The organism is Sphingobacterium sp. 40-24, from assembly GCF_001899705.1.
Taxonomy (GTDB): Bacteria; Bacteroidota; Bacteroidia; order Sphingobacteriales; family Sphingobacteriaceae; genus Sphingobacterium; species Sphingobacterium multivorum.
Map to the genome: position 1 here is coordinate 201012 of NZ_MKWH01000006.1, position 13518 is coordinate 214529.

A 13518-nucleotide genomic window follows, 5' to 3' on the forward strand; every position below is an offset into this window, starting at 1 on the left:
TTTTGCTACCCCTAATTTCTATTGTTTTAAAGGCATTTCATGGCAGTTATAGGACAGGTTGGCTAAAGAATTATAATTGTTTATAAAATCAAATTTAGCTAAGTTTGATCTATGTATACATTAAGGATTTCAAAAATCATCCCCCAACCTAATAATAACCTTACTTTTCAGCTTGAGTCTATAGCAGGAGACTATCCTTCCTATAAAGCTGGGCAGTTTATTACGCTTTCTTTTGTGTTTGGTGACCGTGAGGTACGTCGTTCTTATTCTTTTAATAGTTCGCCGGATAATAATGAGCCCTTAAGCATCACTGTTAAGCGTGTCGAAAATGGGGAAATATCTCGACTGCTCCACCATACTATTGTGGAGGGGGATATCGTCAACGCGATGGAACCTCAGGGTTTGTTTGTATATGAACCTGAACCGGAAAAGATTCGGACCTTATTTTTGTTTGCTGCTGGAATTGGCATCACACCCTTGTACGCTATTCTCAAAACAGCGCTTCTTGCGGAAAGTAAGTCTAAAATAGTGTTAATTTACAGTAATAGTACGCTGGAATTAACACCGTTTCGATCCGAATTGGAGGGTTGGGCAGACCGATTTCCTGATCGTTTAACAATTGTGTGGATTTACTCCAATAGTAAAAACTTGATGAAGGCCAGGTTGAATAGAGATTATATACATGCTATTGTTAACGATCATTTGTTTGGAAATAAGGAAGATGCCTTGTTTTATACCTGCGGTCCTGTGATTTATATGGATCTATGTCGTTTTACCCTTTTGGGGATGGGATTTGATTCCAATCAGATAAAACGAGAGACATTTCTATTGCCCGAAAATGAAGAGGATGATGATGACGAGACCGAAAAGGAAGTTGATACAACGACCTATGCTATCGAATTATATTTTCAAGGTAAAACCTATAATCTTGAAGTGCCATATAACAAATCTATTTTGGACATCGGGCTGGAACATAAAATTAAGTTGCCGTATTCTTGTAAATCCGGTATGTGTAGTACCTGTATTTCACAGTGTACAAGAGGTAAAGTAAGAATGGATTATAATGAGGTTTTAACAGATCGCGAAGTTGAACAAGGAAGGATACTTTTGTGCACGGGGCATCCGGTAGAAATGAATACGGCTATTGAAGTATTATAATTTAACATCTGTATTTAATCCGAAAATACAGTGTGTTGTTATAGGGCGTTATAGCTATTTAAAATTGCATATACACGTAAATTTACCTAAGTTTGAATATAACCGTTTTATAGCTAACTATTATGGGAAAATTACTCTGGAGCCCAACAGAAGAGCAAAAATCTCTAGCTGAGATCAATAAGTTTAAACAATATGTGGAGAATGAACATGGCTTATTCTTTCCATCCTATCAGGACCTTTGGGCATGGTCAACGACGGAACTGGCTAATTTTTGGAAGAGTATAGCCGCCTATTTTAATTTAAAATTTCATTCAGCTCCTACAAACATTGTCGAGTTACCGGCAGATTCCACAAGCTTTATTGGGACAAAGTGGTTTAGTGGGGCTACTTTGAATTATGCTGAACACGTATTTCGGAACACAACGGAAAAGCGTCCTGCATTAATCTTTCAATCTGAACAGCATGCTAAAAGAGAGGTGTCATGGACTGAGTTGGAATCCATGGTTCTCAAACTCCAAGTCTATTTGAAAGAATTAGGTGTACAAAGTGGAGATCGTGTAGCTGGTGTATTGATTAATGGCATCGAAGCAGTTGCGTTATTTTTGGCTGCTAATTCCATCGGTGCGGTTTGGTCCTGTTGTTCGCCCGACTTTGGGGAGGCAAGTATTCAGGAACGTTTTGAGCAGATTGAACCCAAAGTACTCTTCGCAAATTCCAGTTATTACTATAATGGACGTCTTTTTGAAAAGGCGGAAAGTATTCAGCAACTTTCGCAGCGGCTACCATCATTAGTGGCTTGTGTTTTGATTGATGATCCTATTTGGGAAGAGATTCTGAAAAAGGATCTTACACAAGTTAAGCTCCAATTTACGGCAATGCCTTTTGATGCTCCAATATGGATTTTGTATTCTTCGGGAACTACCGGGAAGCCTAAAGCCATTACACATGGAGTTGGTGGTATGCTGCTGGAACATATGAAAGCACTTGGACTGCATCAAAATGTGCAAGACGGCGATCGATTTATGTGGTATTCTACTACAGGATGGATGATGTGGAATTATGCGCTTTCGGCCCTTTTAATGGGAAATACATTGTGTATATATGATGGAGCTACGAATTATCCCGACAAATTGAGTTTATGGAGGTTTGCACAAGAAAGTAAGGTGGATCATTTTGGCGTTGGGGCTGCTTATCTCATCTCCTGTCAAGATCAAGATTTAAAATCCATGGCTTATCAGCCGAAAACAATAGGGTCAACAGGCTCACCACTTCCGCCAGATGTGTTTGAATGGCTAAATGTACAGTTTCCAAAAAGTCAAATTGTCTCATTAAGTGGTGGTACAGACGTTTGCAGCGCCTTTCTTTCGGGGTGCACTTTGCGTGATGTTTATGCAGGAGAGATTCAATGCCGCACCTTAGGAGCTAAGATAGAAGCATTTGATGAGAATGGTCATCCACTTTATGGGGAGGTTGGAGAACTCGTTATTTTAGCTCCCATGCCCTGCATGCCCATCTATTTTTGGAACGATGGGGCGAATAAAAAATACTTCGATAGTTATTTTGATAAATATAGCGGTGTTTGGAGTCATGGTGACTGGATTAAGATTACTGACCATGATGGAGTAATTATGTACGGGCGTTCAGATGCCACTCTGAACCGTGGCGGCGTACGTATTGGTACTGCGGAGATCTATAATGTTTTAAATAGAACCGAGGGGGTCTTGGATAGTTTGGTTATTTGCGTAGATCATGAAAATGGATCATCTGATATGTTGCTTTTTGTTCAATTGGACACTGGCTTATTGAATGACATGTTAAAAGGTGAGATTAAACGGGTGCTTCGGCAGCAATATAGTCCGCGACATGTGCCTGACGATATTTTTCAAGTAGCGGCTATTCCTTATACGTTAAGCGGCAAAAAACTGGAGCTGCCTATTAAGAAAATCTTTTCGGGGATACCCGTAGAAAAAGCGGTGTCAGTAGACATTATGCGGAATCGAGAATCTTTGTTGGACTTTGAAGCGATTAGCAAAATCTGGAGAAGATCCTAAATATAGCTATAAAATAGCTAATTTAAAAACCCCTCAGATGACGAAGTTTGCCGTTTGAGGGGTTTTCGAATTTAACTTTACTCCACTCAGACCTGTATAACACCTACATTATACCGGTCTAAGATAGGTTTTTCGTTGGCAGCTTCAATTCCCATGCTGATAACTTTTCGTGTTTCTTCAGGTGCTATAATTCCATCAACCCATAGTCTTGCAGCAGCGTAATATGGGCTCAATTGCTCGTTGTACCGGTCTTCGATGGATTTAAGGAGGTCGTTTTTCTCTTCTTCATTAATTTCTTGACCTTTGGCCTTTAAAGCTGATTCTTGGATTTGAAACAGTGTTTTGCCTGCTGCGGCACCGCTCATGACTGCCATTTGGGCGGTAGGCCAAGCGTAGATTAGTCGTGGGTCATACGCTTTTCCACACATTGCATAATTTCCTGCGCCATAACTGTTTCCGACAATAAATGTAAATTTTGGGACTACGGAGTTGGCCATTGCATTGACCATTTTTGCGCCGTCTTTGATAATCCCCCCTTGTTCAGATCGGCTCCCTACCATAAAACCAGTGACGTCCTGAAAAAAAACAAGTGGAATGCGCTGTTGGTTGCAATTCATGATGAAGCGCGCCGCCTTATCTGCTGAATCACTATAGATAACCCCGCCCATCTGCATTTCCATGGTGTTGCTAGGTTTTTTGGCTTTAATGATCTCGCGTTGATTAGCAACGATCCCGACAGCCCAGCCATCTATGCGGGCGAGGCCGCATACAATAGTTTTTCCATAATCGGGTTTGTATTCTTCTAAAGTCTCTGCGTCTACAATTGCATTCAGGATATCCTGCATGCGATAAGGTTTTGTCCTGTCTTCGGGAAGAATCTCTACTATTTTACTCGGATCAGTTTTTGGGGGTAGGCTTATCTTTCTGTCGAAATTAGCTTTTGGATTTCCACCGATTTTATCGATAACATTTTTTATAGCATCTAAACAACTTTGGTCGTCGGGAAATTTATTGTCTGTTACGCCGGATATCACCGAATGGGTAGAAGCTCCGCCGAGTGTTTCTGCATCTACAGTTTCACCTATCGCAGATTTGACCAAGTAAGGGCCTGCTAAAAATACAGATCCCGTTCCTTCGACGATAAAGGCGTAGTCGGACATAATAGGTAAATAAGCGCCACCTGCTACGCAACTTCCCATAATTGCTGCAATTTGAGGTATTCCCATGGAGGACATTCGGGCATTGTTACGGAATATACGTCCAAAATGTTCTTTGTCCGGAAAGATTTCATCTTGTAGCGGTAAAAATACACCGGCGGAATCTACTAAATAGATAATTGGCAAGTTGTTTTCCATAGCAATTTCTTGTGCGCGTAGATTTTTCTTGGCAGAAATTGGGAACCATGCCCCAGCTTTGACAGTCGCGTCGTTGGAGACAATGACGCATAGTTTGGATTTTACATAACCCAGTACCGCTGCGCATCCTGCGTTTATGCATCCACCATGTTCTTTGTACATTCCTTCGCCGGCAAACATGCCTATTTCAAGATACTCACGGTCTGGGTCCAGTAGATATTCTATTCTTTCCCAGGCTGACATTTTGCCTTTTTCTTTCAGTTTTTTTATTTTATCGATGCCGCCACCGAATTTTAAATTTTCTCTTTTTTGGCGAAGTAATGCGAGTAGCTCCTTCATAATTTATAATCTTGGTTTTAAAAACTGTTAAATTAAGAATTTCTTATTTTTAGATAAATTTAAAATAAAATTTTAAAATATTTGCAATTTTATTCCTAAATATTTTGATATATTTGAATTGAATTACCGATTGTAAATTTAATATTCATGCTTATGTTTATTGAAAATAAACAACAAATGGATATGATCAGACAAAGTGCACGAGATTTTGCACAGTATCATATCAAACCTTATGTGATGGAATGGGACGAAGCCCAAATATTTCCAATAGAAGTTTTTAAAAAGTTAGGCGAACACGGTTTCATGGGAGTAATCGTTCCTGAAGAATATGGCGGATCAGGGCTCGGGTATCAGGAATACATTACCGTTTTGGATGAAATCTCCAAGGTATGTGGTTCAATCGGGCTTTCTGTGGCGGCGCATAATTCCTTGTGCACAAATCATATATTAAGCTTTGCCAGTGAAGAACAGAAGAAACGTTATCTTCCAAAGTTGGCGACAGCTGAATGGATCGGTGCCTGGGGGCTTACAGAAACCGGTTCCGGTTCTGACGCCGGTGGAATGACGACATTTGCGGAGAGAGATGGTGATCATTACGTGTTAAATGGTTCTAAAAATTTTATCACGCATGCCATCAGTTCTAGTGTTGCTGTCGTTATTGCACGAACTGGGGCTAAGGGGGATAAAAAAGGGATGTCGGCTTTCATTGTTGAGAAAGGTACACCTGGATTTACTGCGGGAAAGAAAGAAAATAAATTGGGGATGCGTGCCTCAGAAACTGCCTGTCTTTTTTTTGATAATTGTCGGATTCATCGGGATCAACTCATCGGTGAGGAAGGACAGGGCTTTGTACAGGCTTTAAAATTATTGGATGGCGGACGTATTTCGATTGCGGCACTTTCTTTGGGTATTGCCCGCGGAGCTTACGAGTGTGCGCTGAAATATGCACACGAGCGTGAGCAGTTTGGGAAAAAGATTTACGAATTTCAGGCAGTTTCTTTTGCACTTGCAGATATGGCTACACAAGTAGAGGCAAGCGAATTGTTAACGAGGCAGGCGGGCTATTTAAAGGATCATGGGGACCGTGTTTCTAAAATTGGAGCGATGGCTAAACTTTATGCGTCGGAGGCTGCTGTTAGTGTCTCGAATGAATCTGTGCAGATCTTTGGTGGTTATGGATTTACAAAGGACTATCCTGCCGAGAAGTTTTTTAGAGATGCTAAACTATGTACCATAGGTGAAGGGACTTCAAGTATTCAGAAAATGGTGATCGCCAGAGAGATTGAGAAAGATATTTTATAGCATATGATGAGGGATCAAGTTGTATTGGTTGATTGCCCAAGAGACGCTGTTCAAGGGCTTCATAACTTTATTGAGACAGATAAGAAAATTAAACATATCAATACGTTAATCGAAAGTGAGCTGTTTGATGTTATTGATTTTGGATCTTTCGTTTCGCCGAAAGCAGTTCCGCAGTTGGCGGATACAAAAGCAGTCCTGGAAGGAATCAGAAAGAATGAAAAAGTGAAGTTATTGGCGATTGTCGCCAATCTTCGGGGAGTAGAAGAAGCCGTTCTAGAGGAAAAAATCGACTTTTTCGGGTATCCATTTTCAATATCGGAAACATTTCAACGTCGAAATACCAATATGGGCTTGGCGGCTTCTTATCAGCAAGTAAAAGAAATGAAACTTTTGGCAGACGCTAATCATAAATCTTTAGTTATTTATATTAGCATGGCTTTTGGGAACCCATACAAGGATCCGTGGTCCCCACTTTTGGTAGAAGAATGGATTGGGAAATTATACGATCTGGGTATCCGGGAATTTTCTTTGGCAGACACAACTTCAGAAGCCGATGCGAATCAGATTTCAGCATTATTCACTTTTGTTAAAGCCAGTTTTCCAAAACTGGAAATAGGTGCACATTTTCATGCGAGGCAAGCGGAGAGTCTTGCTAAGATTGAAGCCGCTTATCTCGCAGGTTGCCGTAAATTTGAAGGCGCATTGCTTGGTTATGGCGGTTGTCCATTTGCAAAAGATGATTTGGTTGGCAATATACCTTCAGAACTCTTGTTGCGTTATTTTGGACGAGGAACTGATGCTGAAATACTCGGATTGGAGCATAGCTTCAGGCAAATGATTTTGTAGGGATTTTTGAGATGGAAAAACTGAATTTTATAAAGGTGCACGTTGAGCAGCATGTGTTCAATTTGACGCTAGCTCGTTCGGATAAAAGAAATGCTTTTAGTCCGACTATGGTGAACGAAATTGCCTATGCATTGAATCTGGCGAATAGCAATCCCGATATTCGTTTAGTACAAATAGAGGCTGAAGGTCCGGTGTTCTGTGCGGGTATGGATCTTAAAGCTTTTGAGGATCCTACAGTAGATATTGGTAATCCGGCAATTCCAAAGGTTGAAAAGTCTTTGGCAGAAATATTTGCCTGTTTAGATAAGCCTTCAATCTGTGTTGTTAGGGGAGATGTTATTGCAGGTGGTTTTTTGATTGCATTATCTTGCACTTATTTTTTTGCACTGCCACATGTACGTTTTTCTTTGCCAGAAGTAAAAATCGGACTCTTTCCATTTCAGGTGTTGGCCTTGCTAATGGAATATATGCCTGAAAGAAAAGCGATGGATCTTTGTATCAGGGGAGATTCTTTTTCTGCGGGAGATGCGCTGGATAAGGGTATTCTGTCCGGAATTTTGGATGTTGAAGAAACTGCCTTGGTTGAATTGAGAGAAACTATTCTTAAAAATGCTCCTTTGGCTATATCGAGAGGCTTTGTTGCACTGCGAAGGCTAAAAGAGCAAGATTATGATGATAAGTATAACTTTCTCTTAGAGAGCTTGGCAGATTTGCGTAAAACCAATGATTTCAAGGAGGGAATGGATGCCATGCGTAATAAAAGAAAAGCTAACTGGAAAAATAGCTAATTAAAATGATCGAAAACTCGGTCTGCTTGTCAAGGGAGAGAATTCCCAAGGAATAGAACTAAGGATAATCAGTAAAGCTAGTCCAAACCAGATTAATAATGTTTTAAAACGTCGATCGTTTGTATCGGCGTTTTTGCTTTTATGGGCACCCAATGTCAGGCAAATTGCAGTCATAATCATCATGCTACTGTGCTCCATACCGAAGAAGCGAATTTGCCTCAGGTGGACTGCTTCGTCGAAATTTCGTAGGAAGTACTGTGTGATGGGGCTCAGTATATAGAGATTAATACCTAAAACTAGCTGAATATAGAAAGAAATAACCGTGGTTTTTACAAGAAATTGATCGATAGGGGAGAATAGAAGCTGCTGTTTTTTCTTATAAAAAAAGGTTGAAAGACTAATTGCTAGTATAATCAGTACTTCCCATCTCCATAAAGAATGCATCGCTAGAATGAAGGGATAAATGTAATTCATCATGAAAACAAAGATGGTAATAAAATAGATTTAAAGCTATTTTAAACTATACCAGCTTATAGAATAGATGCTGGTTTTTCATTAATTGTCTACGTCTTCTGATCAAAGGGACTTGTATTTATATGTATTTTTACTTTATATAAGCACTTTATTGTTTTGGTTATTAGGTTTCTTTGTATTGTTTTTAACTCTTGGTTAATGCTGTTGTTATGTGTAATTCGCCGTTTATCTATCAGGCGGAGAATAACGATTAGCTGGACCAAATAGGCCGTCCAAATGATCGAGAACGAAGGTATTCGCTTGTGAATAATTAATGATCGTTTGTATGCCTTATTTTTAGTTGTTTTTAGCCTCTCTGAGGTGATGTTTGTCATTCCCGAAGGGTTTGTGTGGTTTTGATTTGTTTAGCTGAGAATGCGGCTATTTCGGGTTTTTGAAGGTGGTTGCGATTTGCGTGTTGTTTTTAAGGATAACGCACATCGATAAAAATGATGTTTTATTTGATTAAGAATTTCATAATTTATTATAATAACAATTTGTTTATCATAGTATTATGTTTATTATATAAATTGAATGTATATGTTTTATTATGTCCGATCTGCGCTATTAAATTAAAATAATGCTTGAGCGTAAGCAAAGCTCTGCCTGTGTTTTTTTTAAAATATTTTTGGAATTATACAAAATCCGTTTCTATATTAGTGTATTAATTAAATAATACAGTAGTATGGTTACTATCCAAAATCTAAATTTCAGCTATAGTAAATCAAGGCCCCTTTTTCTTCATATGGATCTTGAATTGAAGCAGGGGCATATCTATGGCCTATTGGGAAAGAATGGTGCTGGCAAATCAACTTTGCTTAAGAATATTGCCGGTTTGGTATATCCTGTTTCGGGGCAAGTTGATGTGCTGGGGCATAACCCTAATCGAAGGGAACCTTCCTTGTTAAGGGAGATTAGTTTTATTCCGGAAGAGTTTTATCTCCCTGCCGTAAAATCAGAAGAGTTTCTGAAGGCTAATGCAGGGTTCTACCCCAACTTCGATCAGGTATATTTTGATCAGCTTATTCGTGAGTTCGATATTCCCATTGAGCAAAAATTAGCAAGCATGAGTTATGGACAGAAAAAGAAATATATTATTTCTTTCGGTTTAGCGTCTAACACAAAAGTGATCATCATGGATGAGCCAACGAATGGTTTGGATATTCCTTCTAAGATTCAGTTTCGAAAGATCATGGCTTCTGCCATTACTGATGATCGATGTGTAATTATCTCCACACATCAGGTGCGTGATCTGGATAATCTTATTGATGCTGTTATTTTACTTGATGATCATAAGGTTGCACTCAACGCTCCGATGCATGTGATTACTGATCGCTTATGCTTTAAAAAAGTAAGAGAGTTGCCTTTGGATACACTCTATTCCGAAGAAGGAGTAGGCGGTTTTAATGTTATTCTTCCAAACTCGGCGGCAGAAGATTCGAAACTGGATTTGGAGTTGCTATTTAATGCAGTGTTACAGTGCAAGGAAAAAATTACGGACCTTATTAAACATGATGAATATGTCAAATCTATTTAATGCTACGCGTTTTTTTGGACTGATTCGAAGACAATGGATTGGTTTTGGGCGAATTTATCTGATGTCAATAGGGATTATTGCCGGGGTAATTTTTGGTTTTTATGCAGTTAATTTGGGATCAAATTATGATGATATCAAAAAGAATACTGTTTATTCGTTGCTAAATTTCAGAGCACCGTTGTTTTGTATCTTGGGACTCTTTTTTGTAACGGTTATCTCGAGCAGTTATTTTGCTGATTTAGGGAAGAAGACCCGGGCGATTTTTGAGCTGATGATTCCAGCGTCACAATTGGAAAAGTTTCTGGTCAGCTTATTCTATACGGTTGTCGTGAGTATTGGTTCATATTTATTGGTCTTTTATTTGATCGATTTGGCATTTGTTTCTTATTTGAGGAGCGTTGGTTCTGTGGTTGTAAATGAAGTACAGCCATCAGGAGAGACGGTCAGTGTGGATCTATGGCAGTACTTTTTCAAGGTTCAATACCCTGAACCGGCTTATTATTTTTGTTTTGTACCAATTCTTCTGAATGCAATTTTCTTACTTGGTGGGATCGTCTACCAAAACTATCAATATGTAAAGACGGCTATTTTTCTTGTGCTTTACTGTGTAGTTTGGATGTGTCTTTTTGTTTACTTAATGAAGACTCAGACCCAGGATACCGTAGGTACAATGGATAATAACTATTGGTCTGATTCAAATCATATTTTTGCATTGATCGGCGCTGTAGGAGTGTTGCTTGCCATAATGATTTGGGCGGTTGCTTTTTTAAGGTTGAAAGAAAAGGAGATTTAATATGGAGTTCAATGCAAATAAAGCCATTTACCTTCAGATTGCTGAGTACGTATGTGATCATATTTTGCTAGCGACCTGGAAAGTGGATGAAAAACTCCCCTCAGTAAGGGAATTGGCAGTTCAGATGGAGGTTAACCCCAATACTGTTATGCGGACCTATGATATGTTGCAGCAGAAAGAAATTATAGCTAATAAGCGCGGGATCGGTTTTTTTCTGACACAAGAATCGGTGAAGAATGTGAAGGTATATAGAAAGGCAATTTTTCTAGAAGAAGATCTTCCCTTGTTTTTTCGTAATATTTATTTATTGGAAATCGGTCTGGATGAGTTAGAGCAACGTTATAGACGGTTTGTAAGTCAGAATTTTAATCAAAATGAGTCATGAAATTAAGTACAAAAATAATAATGGGATTAGCAATAGGCTTATTCGCGGTTCCGATGCTTGTCGCGTCCTACCTTGTTCGTATAAATCGAGTGGATGCGAAAAAATATAATGCTGATGTTGAGCAGGAGGTATCCAAGCCAGGTGCAAAGGATGTTTATTACCGGTCGTTCCCCTTGGCAGCTTTCGATAAGCTTTATATTGTAGGTACCAATGCAAGCGGTGTAGGGTTGTATTGGGTGAAAAGCGATAAGTTTATGGTTAAAGTTAATAAAAGTCAAGCCGACTTTGTGAAAGCGAATGTCGATCAATCTGGCAATCTTACCTTAGATCTTTTATCAGGAGGAGAGGGGGGGTATAAGTCAATCTATATTTTTTCACCTGATCTTAGGGTTTTAAAATTAAAAAATGCGGGTATTAACGAGTTGTCCGCCAGGTTGAACGAATTGACTGTCGTAGGTGATAGCGTTGAGGTATTTTCCCTTGCGGAGAAATCCGTTATAAATACATTGAATCTGAACCTGACAAATTCCACTATTGATGATCTTGGCGGGACGGACAGTAAGGGGAATTCTCTTGTCGGTCGTTTATTTGTTAACACAACGAATAGTGTTTTGGGACTTCCGCGTACGAATTATCAAAGTGCAGATATTGTGGCAAACAATTCAGAAGTTTATTTCAATAGGAAGGGACCTGAAGCCAAAGTAGGTCTTCTGAATATCAAAACTGAAGGAAAATCATCTGTCCGTTTAGATAGTTTGCAATGGGGAACATTGAACGGGAATCTATCCAATGATACTAAAATAGATTTGCCTATACATGCATTGCGATCATTGATTAAGTAAGGTTTAATTGGTGGATGTTGCAGTCGATCGTTAATAGTAGAGATCGGTATTTTCTGAAAAGGTCAAAATTCCATAGTGGGGTTTTGACCTTTTCTTTAAAGGGATGATGTAGATTTTCGGTGTTCGATACTGCAGTCCAAAAAATACGTCTCGAATTCGAAATAATTCTTTTTGTTTTTTTTCTTTAACATCTGCAAGAGAAGTTCTACCGATTTTTCTGCCATAAGCTGTGTTGGCTGGGTGATTGTTGTTAAAGATGGGTTGAGACTGTTGGCAAAAGGGGTGTTGCTAAAGCCAATTAAGTTCATGTCATCAGGAATTTTCACCTCTAATTTATTTAATATGTGCAAAACTTTTAGCGACAAGGTGTCTGTCGTTGAGAGGAGTGCATTTGGAGCGGAGGGCATATTTAATAACGTGTTTATTTTGCTTTCCAGTTCGTCATCGATATTATCTTTGGGGCTTGAGTAGGATATTTCAACAATATTTTCTTCTTTAAAAGGAATAGAGGCATTAAAGAGGGCATCTTTATATCCTTTTATTCTGCTTACATTTCCACCGATATCTTTGCATAATAAAAGAATGATATTTTCGCGTTTGTTTTTGATCATTTCTTCTGTTGCCTGATAGATGACTTTGTTGTTTTGGATTCCGATTTTAAAGGTGTCGAGTTGATGGTTTATCCGGTCAAAAATAATCACAGGGCAGATCTGTTCCATGATATAAAACAAGAGTGATAAACTTGAATCATTTTTTACAGGAGAAATGATTATTCCTTCGATATTGCTTTGTATGCAAAGTTCCAGTGCTTCCTTTTCTTTTTTCTCATCGTTAAAAGTCTGCAAGAGGATGAGTTTATAATTCGTCTGCGATAGAATGAGGGAGATGTCTTCGTAAAAATCAAAGAAAAAAGAGCTTGAGATAAATGGAACAATGATCGCTAGGGTGTTTGATCGCCCCGTTTTTAAGCTTTTTGCGGAGAAATTTGGTATATAATTAATTTTCTGCGTGAAATCTAAAATTAACTTTTTTGTTTCTGCGCTTATTTCATGGCTATCGTTTAGTGCTTTGGAAATGGTTCCTGGAGATAGGTTTAACTGTTGGCCAATCTCTTTTAACGTAAATCTCTTCATGTGCTCGATCCTCTTTCATTGATTGTAATTTGTTCTAGCGTCAATACGATGGTAAGATGGCGCTAGAATTATTATTGAATTATCGGTTAGTGTTTTTAATGTATTAAGCCCGAAAATTCTTGAAATTATAAAGATAAGATAAAAAACATGTTTTCAAATGGAGATCAAGAAAAGCGTTGTTGATGAAAAAGAAGTTTTCCGCAAGTGTTAAACAAAAAAAGCTAATCCTGCGATTAGCTTTTCTTTAGTGATCCCGCTGGGATTGGCTCAGCCCCTCATTTCCCAAGCGCACCCCTGAGCCTCCATTGGATCGAACCCGGCCGACCCTTCTTTCGAATCTTAATATCTTTAAAACAAGAAGAGCTAATCCCGCGATTAGCTCTTCTTTAGTGATCCCGCTGGGATTCGAACCCAGGACCCATACATTAAAAGTGTATTGCTCTACCAGCTGAGCTACGGAATCCTTTCTGTTTTTG

At 38.9% G+C, this 13518-nt stretch carries 12 protein-coding genes and 1 tRNA gene; 9 read left to right on the plus strand and 4 right to left on the minus strand.

Annotation, left to right across the window (positions count from 1 at the left end):
* The first annotated feature begins 111 nt into the window (after positions 1-111).
* Positions 112-1158 (plus strand): ferredoxin--NADP reductase, encoded by a 1047-nt coding sequence (locus BGP15_RS02230; RefSeq protein WP_115050681.1) that lies wholly within the window; start codon positions 112-114, stop codon positions 1156-1158.
* Between the two features lie 122 nt (positions 1159-1280).
* Positions 1281-3209, plus strand: a complete 1929-nt coding sequence (locus tag BGP15_RS02235; RefSeq protein WP_286768588.1) for an acetoacetate--CoA ligase — start codon at positions 1281-1283, stop codon at positions 3207-3209.
* A gap of 86 nt (positions 3210-3295) precedes the next feature.
* On the opposite strand, the gene BGP15_RS02240 is transcribed toward BGP15_RS02235, so the two are convergent.
* Positions 3296-4903 carry an acyl-CoA carboxylase subunit beta gene (locus BGP15_RS02240; RefSeq protein WP_286768589.1) on the minus strand — a complete coding sequence of 536 codons (1608 nt, stop codon included), beginning with the start codon at positions 4901-4903 and terminating at the stop codon, positions 3296-3298.
* A 153-nt stretch (positions 4904-5056) separates the two neighbouring features.
* Between BGP15_RS02240 and BGP15_RS02245 the strand changes: the two genes are divergently transcribed.
* From BGP15_RS02245 to BGP15_RS02255, 3 genes are read left to right on the plus strand one after another with little or no spacing between them, the layout of a single operon-like run.
* Entirely contained in the window at positions 5057-6205 is a 1149-nt protein-coding gene (locus BGP15_RS02245) for an acyl-CoA dehydrogenase family protein (protein WP_070567729.1), read from the plus strand.
* Positions 6206-6208: 3 nt separating this feature from the next.
* Positions 6209-7051, plus strand: a complete 843-nt coding sequence (locus BGP15_RS02250) for a hydroxymethylglutaryl-CoA lyase-like TIM-barrel protein (RefSeq protein ID WP_286768590.1) — start codon at positions 6209-6211, stop codon at positions 7049-7051.
* Positions 7052-7062: 11 nt separating this feature from the next.
* Entirely contained in the window at positions 7063-7839 is a 777-nt protein-coding gene (locus BGP15_RS02255) for an enoyl-CoA hydratase/isomerase family protein (protein ID WP_286768591.1), read from the plus strand.
* Here BGP15_RS02255 and BGP15_RS02260 read toward each other — a convergent pair whose 3' ends face one another.
* Positions 7840-8316, minus strand: a complete 477-nt coding sequence (locus BGP15_RS02260; RefSeq protein WP_286768592.1) for a hypothetical protein — start codon at positions 8314-8316, stop codon at positions 7840-7842.
* A gap of 721 nt (positions 8317-9037) precedes the next feature.
* On the opposite strand from BGP15_RS02260, the gene BGP15_RS02265 reads away from it, so the two are divergent.
* Genes BGP15_RS02265 through BGP15_RS02280 form a run of 4 tightly spaced genes read left to right on the plus strand, consistent with a single transcriptional unit; the run spans position 9038 to position 11909 of the window.
* Positions 9038-9889: an ABC transporter ATP-binding protein gene (locus BGP15_RS02265; protein ID WP_286768593.1), complete on the plus strand. Its 852-nt coding sequence runs from the start codon at positions 9038-9040 to the stop codon at positions 9887-9889.
* On the plus strand, positions 9873-10682 hold the full coding sequence (locus BGP15_RS02270; protein WP_286768594.1) for a hypothetical protein: 810 nt from the start codon (positions 9873-9875) through the stop codon (positions 10680-10682). The genes BGP15_RS02265 and BGP15_RS02270 overlap by 17 nt, the downstream gene beginning before the upstream one ends.
* Position 10683: 1 nt before the next feature.
* Positions 10684-11067 carry a GntR family transcriptional regulator gene (locus BGP15_RS02275; protein ID WP_286768595.1) on the plus strand — a complete coding sequence of 128 codons (384 nt, stop codon included), beginning with the start codon at positions 10684-10686 and terminating at the stop codon, positions 11065-11067.
* Positions 11064-11909, plus strand: coding sequence for a hypothetical protein (locus tag BGP15_RS02280; protein ID WP_286768596.1), 846 nt, complete (start codon positions 11064-11066; stop codon positions 11907-11909). The genes BGP15_RS02275 and BGP15_RS02280 overlap by 4 nt, the downstream gene beginning before the upstream one ends.
* 95 nt (positions 11910-12004) lie before the next feature.
* On the opposite strand, the gene BGP15_RS02285 is transcribed toward BGP15_RS02280, so the two are convergent.
* Together BGP15_RS02285 and BGP15_RS02290 are read right to left on the minus strand one after the other, a co-directional pair.
* Positions 12005-13042 (minus strand): LacI family DNA-binding transcriptional regulator, encoded by a 1038-nt coding sequence (locus tag BGP15_RS02285; protein ID WP_286768597.1) that lies wholly within the window; start codon positions 13040-13042, stop codon positions 12005-12007.
* Positions 13043-13432: 390 nt separating this feature from the next.
* A tRNA-Lys gene (locus BGP15_RS02290) sits at positions 13433-13505 on the minus strand.
* Between the last annotated feature and the right edge of the window lie 13 nt (positions 13506-13518).

Coding starts and splice junctions, on each gene's coding strand:
- BGP15_RS02255 (WP_286768591.1), top strand. CDS start 7,063: ATGGAAAAACTGAATTTTATAAAGGTGCACGTTGAGCAGCATGTGTTC.
- BGP15_RS02235 (WP_286768588.1), top strand. CDS start 1,281: ATGGGAAAATTACTCTGGAGCCCAACAGAAGAGCAAAAATCTCTAGCT.
- BGP15_RS02250 (WP_286768590.1), top strand. CDS start 6,209: ATGATGAGGGATCAAGTTGTATTGGTTGATTGCCCAAGAGACGCTGTT.
- BGP15_RS02230 (WP_115050681.1), top strand. CDS start 112: ATGTATACATTAAGGATTTCAAAAATCATCCCCCAACCTAATAATAAC.
- BGP15_RS02280 (WP_286768596.1), top strand. CDS start 11,064: ATGAAATTAAGTACAAAAATAATAATGGGATTAGCAATAGGCTTATTC.
- BGP15_RS02240 (WP_286768589.1), bottom strand. CDS start 4,903: ATGAAGGAGCTACTCGCATTACTTCGCCAAAAAAGAGAAAATTTAAAA.
- BGP15_RS02270 (WP_286768594.1), top strand. CDS start 9,873: ATGTCAAATCTATTTAATGCTACGCGTTTTTTTGGACTGATTCGAAGA.
- BGP15_RS02260 (WP_286768592.1), bottom strand. CDS start 8,316: ATGATGAATTACATTTATCCCTTCATTCTAGCGATGCATTCTTTATGG.
- BGP15_RS02275 (WP_286768595.1), top strand. CDS start 10,684: ATGGAGTTCAATGCAAATAAAGCCATTTACCTTCAGATTGCTGAGTAC.
- BGP15_RS02285 (WP_286768597.1), bottom strand. CDS start 13,042: ATGAAGAGATTTACGTTAAAAGAGATTGGCCAACAGTTAAACCTATCT.
- BGP15_RS02265 (WP_286768593.1), top strand. CDS start 9,038: ATGGTTACTATCCAAAATCTAAATTTCAGCTATAGTAAATCAAGGCCC.
- BGP15_RS02245 (WP_070567729.1), top strand. CDS start 5,057: ATGTTTATTGAAAATAAACAACAAATGGATATGATCAGACAAAGTGCA.